Origin of the sequence: Saccharothrix sp. NRRL B-16314 (assembly GCF_000716595.1) — a bacterium.
Classification (GTDB): Bacteria; Actinomycetota; Actinomycetes; order Mycobacteriales; family Pseudonocardiaceae; genus Actinosynnema.
Genome location: NZ_JNXC01000003.1, coordinates 475,847 through 490,245, shown reverse-complemented (window position 1 = coordinate 490,245; position 14,399 = coordinate 475,847). Strand labels below are relative to the sequence as shown.

10 protein-coding genes are annotated in these 14,399 nt (G+C 71.5%); 4 read left to right on the top strand and 6 right to left on the bottom strand.

What is annotated here, in order from left to right:
* Positions 1-18: 18 nt before the first annotated feature.
* The 4 genes from OQ02_RS09380 to OQ02_RS09365 all read right to left on the bottom strand — a co-directional run bounded on the left by OQ02_RS09380 (position 19) and on the right by OQ02_RS09365 (position 5,122).
* On the bottom strand, positions 19-2,871 hold the full coding sequence (locus OQ02_RS09380) for an AfsR/SARP family transcriptional regulator (RefSeq protein ID WP_033437838.1): 2,853 nt from the start codon (positions 2,869-2,871) through the stop codon (positions 19-21).
* Between the two features lie 339 nt (positions 2,872-3,210).
* The gene (locus OQ02_RS09375; RefSeq protein WP_033437837.1) at positions 3,211-3,858 is read right to left on the bottom strand and encodes a DedA family protein; all 648 of its coding nucleotides are present in this window, start codon (positions 3,856-3,858) and stop codon (positions 3,211-3,213) included.
* A gap of 205 nt (positions 3,859-4,063) precedes the next feature.
* Positions 4,064-4,255, bottom strand: coding sequence for a DUF397 domain-containing protein (locus OQ02_RS09370; RefSeq protein WP_033437836.1), 192 nt, complete (start codon positions 4,253-4,255; stop codon positions 4,064-4,066).
* Between the two features lie 18 nt (positions 4,256-4,273).
* Entirely contained in the window at positions 4,274-5,122 is an 849-nt protein-coding gene (locus tag OQ02_RS09365) for a helix-turn-helix domain-containing protein (RefSeq protein ID WP_033438028.1), read from the bottom strand.
* A 173-nt stretch (positions 5,123-5,295) separates the two neighbouring features.
* On the opposite strand from OQ02_RS09365, the gene OQ02_RS09360 reads away from it, so the two are divergent.
* Positions 5,296-5,577: a hypothetical protein gene (locus tag OQ02_RS09360; RefSeq protein ID WP_033437835.1), complete on the top strand. Its 282-nt coding sequence runs from the start codon at positions 5,296-5,298 to the stop codon at positions 5,575-5,577.
* A gap of 20 nt (positions 5,578-5,597) precedes the next feature.
* Here the strand turns inward: OQ02_RS09360 and OQ02_RS09355 are convergent, their stop codons facing one another.
* Together OQ02_RS09355 and gndA are read right to left on the bottom strand one after the other, a co-directional pair.
* Positions 5,598-7,802, bottom strand: a complete 2,205-nt coding sequence (locus OQ02_RS09355) for a SulP family inorganic anion transporter (protein ID WP_033437834.1) — start codon at positions 7,800-7,802, stop codon at positions 5,598-5,600.
* Between the two features lie 459 nt (positions 7,803-8,261).
* Complete coding sequence (gene gndA / locus OQ02_RS09350; RefSeq protein ID WP_033438027.1) at positions 8,262-9,701, bottom strand: NADP-dependent phosphogluconate dehydrogenase; 1,440 nt, start codon at positions 9,699-9,701, stop codon at positions 8,262-8,264.
* A gap of 103 nt (positions 9,702-9,804) precedes the next feature.
* Here gndA and OQ02_RS09345 point away from each other — a divergent pair, with 103 nt between their 5' ends.
* From OQ02_RS09345 to OQ02_RS09335, 3 genes are all read left to right on the top strand, one after another.
* A complete protein-coding gene (locus OQ02_RS09345; RefSeq protein WP_197043256.1) occupies positions 9,805-10,830 on the top strand; it encodes a LacI family DNA-binding transcriptional regulator in 1,026 nt (341 codons plus the stop codon).
* 210 nt (positions 10,831-11,040) lie between these two features.
* Positions 11,041-12,873 carry a ricin-type beta-trefoil lectin domain protein gene (locus OQ02_RS09340; RefSeq protein ID WP_231499924.1) on the top strand — a complete coding sequence of 611 codons (1,833 nt, stop codon included), beginning with the start codon at positions 11,041-11,043 and terminating at the stop codon, positions 12,871-12,873.
* An 83-nt stretch (positions 12,874-12,956) separates the two neighbouring features.
* Complete coding sequence (locus OQ02_RS09335) at positions 12,957-14,345, top strand: hypothetical protein (RefSeq protein WP_033437831.1); 1,389 nt, start codon at positions 12,957-12,959, stop codon at positions 14,343-14,345.
* Positions 14,346-14,399: the final 54 nt, after the last annotated feature.

Below are 14,399 nucleotides of genomic sequence, written 5' to 3'. Positions count from 1 at the left end.
GGCGCTCCGGACCGCGGCTCAGACGGGGGCGGTGGCGCGGGCGCGGGCCAGGCGTTCCCGCACCTGGTCCGACTCCGGGGCGTTCAGCTCGGTGAACAGCGCCAGCGCGCGCTGCCAGTGCGCCACCGCGCCGGGCAGCCCCAGCCGGTCGAGCACGGCGGCCAGCCGGTCGTGCGCCATCGCCTGGTGGTACGGGCTCGCGGCGGCCGTCGCGACCGACAGGGCGGTGCGCGCCGACGCCAGCGCCTCGCCCTCGCCGCCCGACTCCAGCAGCGCCGTCGCGAGGTCCGTGTGGCAGGTCGACTCACCGCACTGCTCGCCGACCTCCCGGTACATCGTCACGGCCGCACGCAGCCACGTCTTGGCGTCGTCGTACCGGCGGGAGGACATGTGCAGCAGCCCGAGGTTGTGGTGGGCGTTCGCCTCGGCCCACCGCGACCCGGCCGACCGGCTGACGTCCAGCGCCTCCCGGTACGACGCCTCCGACTCGGCCGGCCTGCCCAGGAACGCCAGCATGTCCGCGACCGTCGTCAACGCCCTGGCCTGCGCGTTCAGGTCACCCGACGCGCGCGCCACGTCCAGCGCCTCGCGGTGCCGGGCCAGCGACTCGTCCATCCGCTGGAACTGGGCCAGCGCGATGCCCAGGTTGAACAGCATCACGAACCTCGCCTCGGGATCACCCAGCGTGGTGGCCGCCTCCAGCGCGGCCTCCGTCGTCCGCAGCCACGTCGTCCGGTCCGCCCGCAGCCACAGGAACCGCGACAGCGTGTACGGCAGCTGCCACGCGTGCACCGGCCACTCCGGCGCCTCGGCGGGTGCGGCGGCCAGCTCGGCGGCGGCGATGATGTTGCCCTGCTCGGCGTCCAGCCAGGCGGTCGCGGCGGCCGGGCCGGCCAGCTTCGGCATCTCCGCGGGCACGTGCTCGGGCGCCACCCGCACGCTGCCCCGCCCCACCGGCAGCTGACCGTCGGCCAGGTCCGCGCAGTGCAGGTAGTAGTCCAGCATCCGGCCGGTCGCCTCGCGCCGGACCTCCGCGGGCAGTTCGGCGGCCAACGTCCGGGTGTAGACGCGCACCAGGTCGTGCGCCCCGTACCGGCCGGGCTCGTTCACCGACAGCAGGTTCGCCGCCGTCAGGGCGTCCAGCGCGCGCTGCGCCTCGCCGACCCGCACCCGTGCCATGGCGGCCACCACGAACCCCGTCACGTCCGGGCCGGGGTGCAGCCCCAGCAACGCCAGCAGCCGCGCGGGCAACGGAGACAGCGCCCGGCGTGACGCGTCCAGCGCCGCGCGGACCGTCGAGTCCTCGTCCTCCAGGCCCAGCGCCGCCAACCGGCCGTGCTCGTCGTCCAACTCGGCCACGAGTTCCGCGACCCGCAACGTCGGCGCGACCGCCAGCCGGGCCGCCGCGATCCGCAGCGCCAGCGGCAGGCCGTCGCACAGCACGGCCAACCGGCGCAGCGCGGCGGCCTCAGTCCCGTCCCGGCCCGCGATCCGGCCCACCACGGCCACCGACGCGTCCAGGTCCAGCATGTCCAGCTCGACCAACCGGGCCTCGGCGTGCGCGACCAGGCCGACCAGCCGCCGCCGGGACGTCACCACGACGCACGACGGCGGGCCGGGCAGCAGCGGCAGCAACTCCGTCGAACCGCGGGCGTTGTCCAGCATCACCACCATGCGGCGGTCGGCGATGAGGGTGCGGAACAGAGCCGACCGCTCCTCCGCGGTGACCGGGATGTCCGCCGACGGCACACCGAGCGTGCGCAGGAACCGGCTCAGCACCTCGCCCGCGCCCAGCGGCTCCTGGTTCGGGTCGTAGCCGTGCAGGTCCACGTACAGCTGGCCGTCCGGGAAGTCCTCGCGCACGGTCTGCGCCCAGTGCAGCGCGAGCGCGGTCTTGCCCACCCCCGCCGGCCCGGTGACCACCAGCACCAGGCCGCCGTCGGGGTGTGCCGCCAGCAGACCGTCGAGGCGTTTCAGCTCGTCGTCGCGGCCGATCAGGGTCGCCGAGGCGCGCGGCAGCTGAGCGGGCGTGATGGCGGGCGCGGACTCGCCCAGGGGGCGCAGCGTCATCGGCCGGGTCGGGCGCTCGGGCTCGGGGTTCTCGCCGGACAGCACGGCCTGCTGGAGCTTGCGCAACTCCGGGCCGGGCTCGACGCCAAGCTCCTCGATCAGCACCCGACGTGCCTCGCGGTACACGGCCAACGCCTCGGCCTGCCGTCCCGCCTGGCAGAGGGCGCGCATCAGCAGGCCGTGGCCGCGTTCGCGCAACGGGTGTTCGCCGACGAGCGTCGTCAGGGACGGCACCAGCTCGGCGCCGCGGCCGATCAGCAACAGCAGCTCCGCCCGTTCCTCCAGCACCGCGAGCCTGCGTTCGGCCAGACGGCCGCGCTCGACCTCGGCGAACAGCCCGGCGACGCCGCCCAGCGGTTCACCGCGCCACAGGCCGAGGGCCTCGTCCAGGGTGGTGGCCGCCGCGACCAGGTCGCCGGTCGAGCGGAGCCGGGCCGCCGTCGCCACGCCGCGTTCGAACTCGTCCAGGTCGACCGCGGTCGGGTCGACGCGCAGCAGGTAGCCGTCGCCGACGGAGGTCAGCAACTCGGCCGGCGCCCGCCGTGCCCGCCGGGGTTCCAGGGCGCGTCGCAGGCCGGCCACGTACGTCTGGACGAGGTTGACGGCGCTGGGCGGCGTGTTGTCGCCCCAGACCGCCTCGATGATCTGGCCGCGGTTCACGGGCGTGTTGCGGGCGAGCAGCAGCACCGCGAGGACGGCGCGCTGCTTGGCGGCGCCGAGGTCGACCTCCTCGCCGCCGCGCGCCGCCCGGAGAAGGCCGAGCACCTCGAACCGCAAGCGCTCTCCGCCGCCGTCTGCCACCGACCGTTCCTTCGCCGAAAGTCGAACCCCACGAAGGAGCCTAGGAGATCACTTCAGTCTGGCTCCAGTCGTCCTGTAGCCGCATTCTTACGCTAAGCGTGTCCGATCAACCACACAGGGCGAACCCCGGTGAGCGAGATTGGACCAGACAGCGGAACATCCGCTGCTCTCAACACCCGTGTCCTACGTTCAGAACCCCCGAGTTCAACGCTCAGTACAAGATCGATGTCTTGAGCGTTGAACTCGGGGGTCGTGAACGTAGGACACGGGAGTTCCGAACGTAGGACTCACGCGTTCCGAAGGTACGACTCACGCGTTCTGAACGTAGGACTCACTGGGTTAGGCGACTTCTTCGAGTTCGCGGGGGGTGTTCGGCTTGGACGCCGCGCGGCGGCGGCGCAGGACCACCACGACGCCGACCACGATCGCGACGGCCATCAAAACCCACATCACACCGTTGAACACGGACTCGATGTACTTCGCCGACGCCCCCGCCGCCGACCCGATGCCGATGTGCAGCGCCGACCAGCTCACCGCACCGGCGATCGACGCGGGCAGGAACCGGCGGTACTCCAGCTTCGACGCACCCGCCGACGCCGGCACCAGCGTCCGCACCACCGGCATGAACCGGGCGAAGAACACCGCCCACGCACCGCGCCGCCGCAGCAACGCCCCCGCCTTGTCCCAGTGCTCCTGACCGATCTTGCGCACGATCTTGCTCTCGCGCAGCCGGTCACCGTACTTCCGCCCGAGGAAGTAGCCGATGCTGTCACCGGCAATCGCGCACACCGACACCACCAGCCACATCACCAGGAACCGCGGCACGGTCGTCACCGTGGTCGCCGCCAGCAGCAGCGCGCTCTCCCCCGGTGCGATGAACCCCACGCCCAGCGTGCACTCCGCCAACGTCAACGCGCCCGTCACCGCGAGCACGGCGGGTTGGGGCAGACCGGCGAGCCCTTCCAAGGCGTCGGTCAGCAATGCCATGGCCAAATCCCCCTGTGGATCATGATGTGTGGATCATGAGCGAGCACCGGAGTGCAGGCTAAGGGGAGTCCACCGCGACGTCACCGCCGGGCGCATCCGGCCAGGGGCTGACCGGCCACCAGACCACGGTCGTACGGGCCCGTGACAGAAGTCGGGGACGCACCCTAGGGCACGTCCCCGAACCGCCGAATGCGGAACGACTTCCTCAGCGCGAGTCGACCACGCCGTTCTTCGCCGTGCCGACGAATCGATCCCACGGCGTGGCGCCGAAGCCCAACTCCACGCCGGTCGGGTTCTTCGAATCACGCACACCGGCCCCGGCGGGTCCGAGCACGATTTCCACGCACTCCGGGCCACCCGCCGACGACCGCGTGCTCTTGCGCCATTCCCGTTGCATGGCAATTCACCTCGGATTTCAGCCGAGCTCGCGCACCACCCGCCCGATCAGCGCGGTCGACGCGTCCGGGTCGAGCGATTCCGCGCAGAGCCGCGCGAACATGTCGGCATACCTGACGACGTCCGAGGGCTGCTCCAAATAGACGTCGCCATGCGTGCTTTCGATGTATACCACGTCCGGATCCAGGTGCTCGGGAAACGCCAGGATCACGAACGGCCCGTCCATCGCGGCATGGCCACCGGACTCGAAAGGGACAACCTGAAGGGTGATGTTCGGCAGTTCACCGACTTCACGGAGTCGCCGCGCCTGCTCGGCCATCACCTCCCTGCCGCCGATCAGCCGACGCAAGGCGGCTTCGTCGATCACGACGTGCAAGCGCAGCGGGTCGTCCTCCAGCAGCAACGCCTGCCGCGCCTTGCGCAGCTCCACCCGCCGGTCGACCTCGACGGGCGCGGTGTCGGGCAGCACCTCGCGGATCAACGCCCTCGTGTAGGCCTCGCACTGGAGCAGGCCCGGGATTATTAGCCCCTGATAAGTGCGCACCGACTCGGCGTCCGCCTCGAATCCGACGTAACGGCCGGGCGCGATATCGCCGAACTCGTCCCACCATGCCTTCCGCCGCGCCTCACGTGCCAATTGCACGAGCTCTTCCAGCGTCACCGGATCGGCCCCGTAGACGGCGAGCATGTCGCGGGCGTCGCGCGGTGTGACGCCGACCCGCCCGGTCTCGATGCGACTGATCTTGGAGGCCGAGCACTCCAACCGCTCACCGACCTCCTCGATCGTCAGTTCGGCCGACTCGCGCAATCTGCGCAATTCACTGACCAGTCGACGCTTGCGCAACGTCGGGCTGCTGCCCCGTGCCATCCGCATACCTTCCCATTCGGCGACCTCCAGCCCCGGCGACACAGCACAGTCTGTGGCCCGGCGACAAGCGCGCAAAGTGACGTCATCCATTCGTGTACTGCAACTTGCAGTCGGCCGCATGCCGGAACAGGCTGCGTGAGCACCGCCCACCCCCGCGGGAAGGAGCGCCGAAGGTGTCCGTCACCGTCTTCAGCCAGCTCGACCGGTCCCTCCACGAGCACCTGGCCACGCTGGTCCGCCTGGCGTCGACCGGTGACGACGAGACGGCGGTCGAGCTGGCCCGCTGCGAGCTGCCCCGCGTGGTCACGGCGGTCAAGGCGTTGCTGGACGAGCACACCCCGGACGAGCACGGCCGCTGCCCGACCTGCCGCACCCGCTGGTGGAGCCGCCGACTGCCGTCACCCTGCCGCGCCTACCTCGGCGCGCAACTGGCGTTGACCGTGTCCGGCGAGTGAGCGCGCCCTCGCGGCGCCGATCACACGCACACCGGCTCCAGGCCGTCGCGTTCCGGGTCGACGAGGTAGACGCGGGCCGCCGAGATGTCGAAGTACATGCCGACCAGCCGCAGGGACCGCGTCGCCACGGCCTCGCGCACGCTCGGGTACGTCAGCAGGTTGTCCAGCTGCTGCGCCACGTTCGCCACCGCCAGCCGGTCCACCACCGGCAGGTCCGACTCGGTCGCGTGGAACCGGACGAGGCTCGGCTCGACGCCCTTCAGCCACGCGTGCAGCCGCGTGCCGGGCCGGGTCGAACCGTGCACCACGGCCTTCATCGCGCCGCAGTCCGAGTGCCCGCACACCGCGATCGTCCCGACGTTCAGCACCTCCACCGCGTACTCGATCGCCGCGCCGACCGAGTCGTCGCCGTCCATCGGCACCAGGTTGCCGATGTTGCGCACGCAGAACAGGTCGCCCGGCCCGCTGGTGGTGATCAGGTTGGGCACCACGCGGGAGTCGGCGCACGTGATGAACAGCTGCCGCGGTCGTTGGCCGCGCGCGGCCAGCTCCGACAGGAACGGGCGGACCAGCGGCGCGGTGGTGCGCTCGAACTCGCGCATCCCGCGGATCATGGGGTCGACGTCGACGCGCTGCCGGGGCACGGCGAGGGCGTGCCGACGCTGCCAGTGCGACCACGGCGCGAACCACCTCGGCAACGGCGACAGCGGTGTCTTGCGCAGGGCCGGAATCCCCTTGGTGGCCTTGCTGAACCACGTGTCGTGCACCTCGTCCACCTCGACGTGGCCGCCCAGCCGCTCGTAGCCGACGCGCCAGTCGTCGATCGCCTCGTACGCGCCGTGGTCGAGGAAGTCGATGTGCAGCTCCAGCACCACGCGCTGCCCCAACGGGATGGCGCGCAGCCCGCGCACCAGCCGTCCGGCGCCGAGGAACACCAGCGAGCCGCGGATCACCACGCGCCACCCGTCCGCCTCGGGCTCGATGCGCACCGAGCTGCGGGTCAGCCGGTGCAGCGACCGCAGCGCCGCCACCGCGACTCCGAGCAGCACGCCTTCCACCAGCCCGAGCAGCACGACGCCGACCACCGTGACCGCGTACGCGACGAACTCGCCGTGCCGCCACAGGGCGCGCATCCGCCGGAGGCTCACCAGCCGCACGCCGATCACCAGTAGCACACCGGCCAGCGCGGCCATCGGGATGAGCTCCAGCACCGAACCGAGCGCGAGCACGAACACCGCGATCCACAGGCCGTGCAGCACGGCGGACGCGCGGGTGCGCGCGCCTGCCGCGACGTTGGTCGAGCTGCGCGCGATCACCCCGGTCACCGGCAGCCCGCCGAGCGCGCCGGCGACCGCGTTGGCGGTGCCCTGGGCGATCAGCTCCCGGTCGAGGTCCGCACGCGGCCCGTCGTGCAGCTTGTCCACCGCGACGGCGGACATCAACGACTCGACGCTCGCCACCACGGCCACCGTCAGCACCGCGAACGCGATGCCGGCGAAGCTGCCGGACGGCATCTGCGGCAGCAGCACCTGGCCCAGCGGATCACCGGGCAGGTCGACCCGGGCCACGTCGAGGTTCAGCGCGGCGAGCGTCGCGATCAGCACCGCGACCAGCGGCGCGGGCACGAGCGCGGCTCGCGGCACCCGTGGCCACAGCAGCAGCGCGGACACGGTCAGCACGCCGACGAGCAGCGCGGACCACCGCAGGTCGGTGGTGAACAGCCCGGTGACGTTGTCGACCACGGAGGTAGCCGCCGTGCCGCCGAGGATGACGGCGACCTGGCCCAGCGCGATGCTCAGCCCGATGCCGGCGAGCATCCCGTGCACGACGGCGGGCGACAGGGACAGCGCGACCCGGCCGACGCGGCTCAGCCCGAACACGATCTGCACGAGGCCCGCGGCGAGCGTGATGGCCGCCGTGGCGGCCCAGCCGTACTCGGCGATGATGCCCGCGGTGATCACCACCATGCCCGCCGCCGGTCCGCTGACCTGCAACGGCGCCCCGGACAACGCCCCCGCCACCACCCCGCCGACCACCGCGGAGATCAACCCGGCCATCAACGGCGCACCGGTCGCGGCGGCGATGCCGAGCGACAGCGGCACGGCGATCAGGAACACCACGACGGAGGCGGGCAGGTCGTGTCGGAGCACGGCGGCGAGGCCGCCCGGAGGACCGGCCGTGGTGTGCTCGCCGGCGTGGGACTTGTTGGGGCGTGGACGGTTCATGTCAGGTCCTTTCGAGCAGCGACGGGTCATCGCCCCACGCGGGTGCGCGGGGTGTCGTCGTTCGGAGAGGGGTGCCTACGACCGCGCTAAGGGCGGCAGCAACAGGCGCGGCAGGCAGGCGCCGAGCCCGGTGATCCGGCACTCGGGCCCGACCGCGAGGTCGACGTCCCAGGCGGCCGAGCCGCCGTCTGCGGGCCAGCGGCCATGGGCACGGTGGTGAGGGGTCGCCACGGTGGCACCTCCGTGTCGGCACAGGGGACGTGTCGGCACAGCCCGCGTCGCACAGGTCGCGTCCACACCATGATGACGAGGTTCCGGCCGATCTGACAGCCGTTCCACCCGGACGTGTTGATCAACCCGGTGCTCGTCACCCGAGGTGACGACTTCTTGCCCCGGACAGCGGAAAACCCCGCCACAGCCGGCAGTCGGCCGTGACGGGGTTCTCCGTCGAAGATCCGGTCAGGCGTCCACTTGCGACCGGTCACCCGACCAGAGGGTGTGGAAGCTGCCCTCGCGGTCGGTGCGGCGGTAGGTGTGCGCGCCGAAGAAGTCGCGCAGGCCCTGGATCAGGGACGCGGGCAGGCGCTCGGACCGCAGCCCGTCGTAGTACGCCAGCGCGGACACGAAACCGGGCGCGGGGACGCCCGCCGTCACGGCCTTCACCACGACCCGCCGCCACGCCGCCTCGGCCGACCGCACGGCGTCGCGGAAGTAGTCGTCCACCAGCAGCGACGGCAGCTCCGGTGCCTTGTCGTACGCCTCGCGGATCCGGTCCAGGAACCGGGCCCGGATGATGCAGCCGCCACGCCAGATCGTGGCCATCGCTCCGAGGTCGAGGTCCCAGCCGTACTCGGCGCTCGCCGCCCGCATCTGGTCGAAGCCCTGGGCGTACGCGACGACCTTGGACGCGTACAGCGCCTGCCGCACGTCCTCGACCAGCGACTCGTCCGTCCCGCCCACGACGTCGGCCGGCCCGAACGCGGCGCACACCGCCTCCCGCTGCCCCGCCCGCCCGGACAGGGACCGCGCGAACACGGCCTCCGCGATGCCCGTCACCGGCACGCCGAGCTCCAGCGCCTCCTGCACGGTCCAGCGGCCGGTGCCCTTCTGCTCGGCCTCGTCCGCGATCACGTCGACCAGCGCGGCGCCGCTCTCCGCGTCCACGTGGCCCAGCACCTCGGCGGTGATCTCCACGAGGTACGACTCCAGGTCGCCGCTGTTCCAGCCGCGGAACACCTCGGCCACGTCGGCGGGCGACATGCCGCCGACCCGGTGCAGCAGGTCGTACGCCTCCGCGATGAGCTGCATGTCGGCGTACTCGATGCCGTTGTGCACCATCTTCACGAAGTGCCCGGCGCCGTCCGGCCCCACGTGCACGCAGCACGGCACCCCGTCGACCTTGGCCGCGATGTCCTCCAGCACCGGGCCGAGGTGCGCGTAGGACTCCTTGGGCCCGCCCGGCATGATCGACGGGCCGTTCAGCGCGCCTTCCTCGCCACCGGAGATGCCCGCGCCGACGAAGTGCAGCCCGACCTCCTTCAACGCGGCCTCGCGGCGGCGCGTGTCGGCGTAGTGCGCGTTGCCGCCGTCGATCACCATGTCGCCCTGTTCCAGCAGGGGCACGAGCTCGTCGATGACGGCGTCGGTCGGTCCGCCCGCCTTGACCATGATGATGATCTGGCGCGGTGTCTGGAGGCTCGCGACGAGCTCTTCCAGCGTCTCGGCCGGCACGAAGTCGCCTTCGTGGCCGTGTTCGGCGACGAGCGCCTTGGTGCGGGCGTTGCTGCGGTTGTGCACGGCGACGCGGTAGCCGTGTCGGGCGAGGTTGCGCGCCAGGTTGCTGCCCATGACGGCGAGCCCGGTGACGGCGATCCGCGCGGGTGCCTCGGAGGTGGTCATCTGCACAGCCTGCCGAAATCCGCGCCCGCGCGCACCTGTGCGATCCGACGGGTGGGATCGACGGGCCGACGGTCCGGAAGGCCTGTAACATCCTGAAACAGGCGTGGAACAGGGGGCGCGGATGGCCAGGGCGACGGTGCGGGACGTGGCGAGGGCGACCGGGCTGTCCATCGCGACCGTCTCCCGGGTGCTGAACGGCCAGGCCAACGTCGCCGCGCACACCCGCGAGCTGGTGCTCAAGGCCGTTGCCGACCTGGGCGCGGAGGCGCCGAGGCCGCGTGGCGCGAAGCCTTCCGGGCCGATCTACGTGCGCTGCCCGTACCTGCTCACCGACTACTTCGGACTGATCGTGTCCACGGTCGCCGAGACGTTGTCCCTGCACCACCGGCAGGTCCTGCTGAACGCGGGCACGTCGGCGCAGCGCACGTCCGCGCTGCCCGGTCTGGCCGCCCGGTCCGACGTGGGCGGCGCGATCCTGATACTGCCGCCGGAGCCGGTCGAGGAGCTGGTCCGGTTGCGGGACTTGCGGTTCCCGTTCGTGGTGGTGGACCCGCGCACCGAGCTGCCGCGCGACGTGGCCTCGGTGTCCGCGGCGCACTTCGCGGGCGCGCGGCGGCTGATGGCGCACCTGGTGGAGCTGGGTCACCGGCGGATCGGGATCATCGGCGGACCGGGTGACTGGCTGGCGAGCGACGGCAGGCTCGCCGGGTACGCGGCGGCGTTGTCGGACGTCGGCGTGCTGCCGTCGGCGGAGCTGCTGCGGCACGTGGACGAGCCGACCACGGAGAACGGCTACCTGGTCGCGCGCGACCTGCTCGACCTGGCGGAGCGGCCGACGGCGCTGGTCGCGTTCAACGACAAGATGGCGGTCGGCGCGTTGCGTGCGGCCCGGGAGCACGGGCTGGACGTGCCGCGCGACCTGTCCGTCGCCGGTTTCGACGACCTGGACCTCAGCCGTGCCACGCGACCGGAACTGACCACCGTGCGGCAGCCGTTGCAGGAGATGGGCCGGATGGCCGTGACGCTGCTGATGCGGCTGCTGGACCGGCACGAGCTGGAAGCGCTGCACGTCGAGCTGGCCACGGAACTGGTGGTCAGGGCGTCCACCGGGCCCGCTCCGCGCGGCTGAGTCGGCTGCTTTTCACGGTCTTTACCGGGTTCTCCCGCGCACGATCGGCGGCCTTGACACGGGTACTGCGCCATTGTTTCCTTCAGGTGCGCAGATGTTCCAGAAATGTTCCATTCTGTTTCACCGCCGATGACCCTGTGCACAACGTCGTGAAAGGAGTCCGAGGTGCCCTCTCCCCACCGTCGGGCGTTCGTCAGCACCGGTATAGCCGTGATCACACTCGCGGCGGCCGTCACCGCCTCGTCACCCGCCGCCGCAGCGGGCGAGACGGTCAGCGTCCACCTGACCACCACGTCCGACTCGGGCGGCCGGGTCGTCACCCGCGGCCTCGCCCAGCAGCCGTCCGTAGCCTTCAGCACGAACGGCGGCAGCGCGAACCACACCATCACCGTCAACGAGGGCACCACCTACCAGCAGTTCGAGGGCGGCGGCGCGTCGATCACCGACACCACCGCGTACCTGCTGCGCGGCGGTCCCGTCTCGGCGGCCACCCGGGACGCGGTGATGCGCAAGCTGTTCCACCCGGTCGACGGCATCGGCCTGTCGTTCGTGCGCAACCCGATCGGCGCGTCCGACCTGTCCCGGCCGGGCAACGTCTCGCTGGACGACACGTGCTGCGACCTGAACGACTGGGGCGCGAACGGCTACGACACGAACGTGCGGCTGCTGACGCAGCAGGCCAAGCAGCTCAACCCGCAGCTGCGGGTGAAGGGCGTGCCGTGGAGCGCGCCGGGCTGGATGAAGGACAACGGCCGGATGGACCAGATGGGCTGGCTGAAGTGGGAGCATTACCCCACCTACGCCCAGTACCTGGTCAAGTACGTGCAGAGCTACCAGGCGGCCGGCGTGCCGATCGACTACCTGTCCGTGCAGAACGAGCCGAACTGCTGCCAGGCGTCCAACCCGACCGCGATGAACTACCCCGGCATGGCCTGGAACCCGTCCGGGCTGGTCGAGTTCACCAAGAACCACGTCTACCCGGCGTTCCGCGCGGCGGGCATCACCACCAAGGTGCTGGTGCACGACTGGAACTACGGCGACTACGCCAACTTCGGCGCGGCCATCCTCGGTGACGCGGGCGTCCGCAACGACCCGCTGTTCGGCGGCATCGCGTGGCACGGCTACTTCGGCGACCCGGCGGTCGGCACGCAGGTGCGCAACCAGTACCCGGGCGTCAAGCAGTTCAGCACCGAGCACTCCGGCGGCACGTGGATCTCGAACCAGCACAACGAGGACATGGCCGACATCGTCAACTACGCCCGCAACTGGAGCTCCAGCCTGGTGAAGTGGAGCCTGGGGCTGAACCAGAACATGGGGCCGCACAACGGTGGCTGCGGCACGTGCACCGGGCTGATCACCGTCCAGGAGGGCGGTTCGCGCGCCGGCCAGGTCGACTACACGGTCGAGTACTACACCACCGGTCACCTGACGAAGTTCGTCAAGCCGGGCGCGTACCGGATCGACTCCACCGCGAACGGCACCGTGCAGAACGTGGCCTACCGCAACCCTGACGGTTCCAAGGCCCTGATCGCGCACAACGGCGGCACGTCGTCCCAGTCGATCCGGGTGAACTGGGGCAACCAGTCCTTCACCTACACCCTGCCCGCCCGCACCACGGCGACGTTCACCTGGCAGGGCACGCCCGGCAGCGGCGGCGGCACGGGCGGCGGCGCGATCACCGGCCTGGCCGGCAAGTGCGTCGACATCGCGGGCGCGAGCAGCGTCGACGGCACGGCGGTGCAGCTGTACACGTGCAACGGCACCGCGGCGCAGCAGTGGTCGCGGCCCGGTGACGGCACGCTGCGCGCGCTCGGCAAGTGCCTCGACATCAAGGACCACGGCACCGCCGACGGCGCACAGCTCCAGCTGTGGAGCTGTGCGGGCGGCGCCAACCAGCAGTGGACTCACACCTCGGGCCGCGACCTGGTGAACCCCGCGACCGGCAAGTGCGTGGACGTCACCGGCAACACCAGCGCCGACGGGACCAGGCTCCAGATCTGGACGTGCACCGGCGCGGCCAACCAGAAGTGGACCATCGCCTGACCGCTGTCGTCCGCTACGGGGTCCCGCTCCAGCGGGGCGCGACCCCGCTGACAGCCGGCCGCGACGGGTCGAGAGTCGGGGGAATGACCCGATTGCTCGTGCTCGTCGCGGCCGTGCTGGCGGCCTGCCTGACCGCGCCCGCCGCGCAGGCCCAAGTCCCTTGGACGCTCACCGCCGCACAGCGGCAGGCGTACCTCGACCACTACGCACCGGTCATCCTCAAGCGGGGTGACGAGAACGACGGCAAGCAGGGCCGGGACTGGCTCGCGAACTTCGACTTCGACCGCGACGGCGTCTACGCCACCAACCGCGCGAACTGGCGCCAGGTTCCCCAGTACGTGGCCGGTGCCGCGGGTTACGAGCGGTGGAAGGTCCGGCCCACGCTCTACACCGCGCTGCTGGAGTTCACCGAGAACGGCAGCAAGTCGTTGGTGCTGCTGTACCACGTCTACAACGCGGCCGACAAGGACGGCGACGAGATCCACGACTGGGAACGGGTGGAGATCGTGGTGCGCGGGGTGACCGGCACCCCCGGCGGCGCGGGCGAGTCGTTCGCGAACGCCACCGTGACGCACCACAAGGACCACATCATGCGGCGGTCCTACGACCAGGACGTCAACTTCCTCCAGACCTCCACCGGGAAGCACCTCCTGCTGTGGCAGGCCGACGAGAGCGACTTCGACCTGCCGAGCGCCGGTCCGCACGCGCACGAGCTGCGGTTCGTGACGAACACGTGGGCGTACATCTCGGGGCGGATGGCGGTGGCCGCGAACGCGGAGGTGAACATCTCGGGCGCGGACGACAAGCGCAACGTGCACTACGCGTTCGTGCCGGAGGGCGCGGCGGGTGCCGTGGCGGCGTTGGGCGCCGTGCCGCTGACGTTCGCCAACGCGTCCGTGCAGGCGAGCCGGGTCGACAACGGCACCAAGGTCACGTGGCCGCGGGTGAAGCGGCTGACGTACGAGCTCCAGGACCTGGCCGACATCGTGCCGACGCACTGGGCGCAGGCGGCGTGGCAGGCGCACTGGCTGGCGACCGACGTGGTGGACGTGCGGTTCGAGACGCCCGCGCTGGGCATCGGCACGGGCGTGCAGCGGTTCTACAACCAGTCGCGCGACAACGCGGCGTCCGACCTGACCGACGGGCGTGAGGGTTACCTGTCGAAGGCGTGGTTCTTCGGCGCGTACTCGGCGGAGCTGGACGAGGACACGCCTTCGGGATCGGACGACTTCGGCGGGTTCGCCGGTACGGGCTTGGACAGCTCGGGCCGCAGCCGGGGCGCGGTGAGCGGGGACCTCGCGTCGCACGGCGTGTACTGGCGGCAGCACGAGTACTTCGTGCACTCCGGCGGGATCGACGACAGCACGAGCCGCGAGGTCGGCGTTTGGCTGCCGCCGGGGTGGCAGTTGGCGGCCAACGGCGGTTTCGACGGCCGGTGGCAGCCGCTGTTCGACAACCGCCCGGACGCCTGACCTCGGCTCGCCTGACCACGGCCCGACCCGCCGCCGCACGACCGGCGGCGGGTC

What these genes read in the sequence shown, in the direction of transcription:
- OQ02_RS09375 (WP_033437837.1), bottom strand. Translation starts at nt 3,858, where the DNA reads ATGGCATTGCTGACCGACGCCTTGGAAGGGCTCGCCGGTCTGCCCCAA.
- OQ02_RS09370 (WP_033437836.1), bottom strand. Translation starts at nt 4,255, where the DNA reads ATGCAACGGGAATGGCGCAAGAGCACGCGGTCGTCGGCGGGTGGCCCG.
- OQ02_RS09365 (WP_033438028.1), bottom strand. Translation starts at nt 5,122, where the DNA reads ATGGCACGGGGCAGCAGCCCGACGTTGCGCAAGCGTCGACTGGTCAGT.
- OQ02_RS09355 (WP_033437834.1), bottom strand. Translation starts at nt 7,802, where the DNA reads ATGAACCGTCCACGCCCCAACAAGTCCCACGCCGGCGAGCACACCACG.
- gndA (WP_033438027.1), bottom strand. Translation starts at nt 9,701, where the DNA reads ATGACCACCTCCGAGGCACCCGCGCGGATCGCCGTCACCGGGCTCGCC.
- OQ02_RS09335 (WP_033437831.1), top strand. Translation starts at nt 12,957, where the DNA reads ATGACCCGATTGCTCGTGCTCGTCGCGGCCGTGCTGGCGGCCTGCCTG.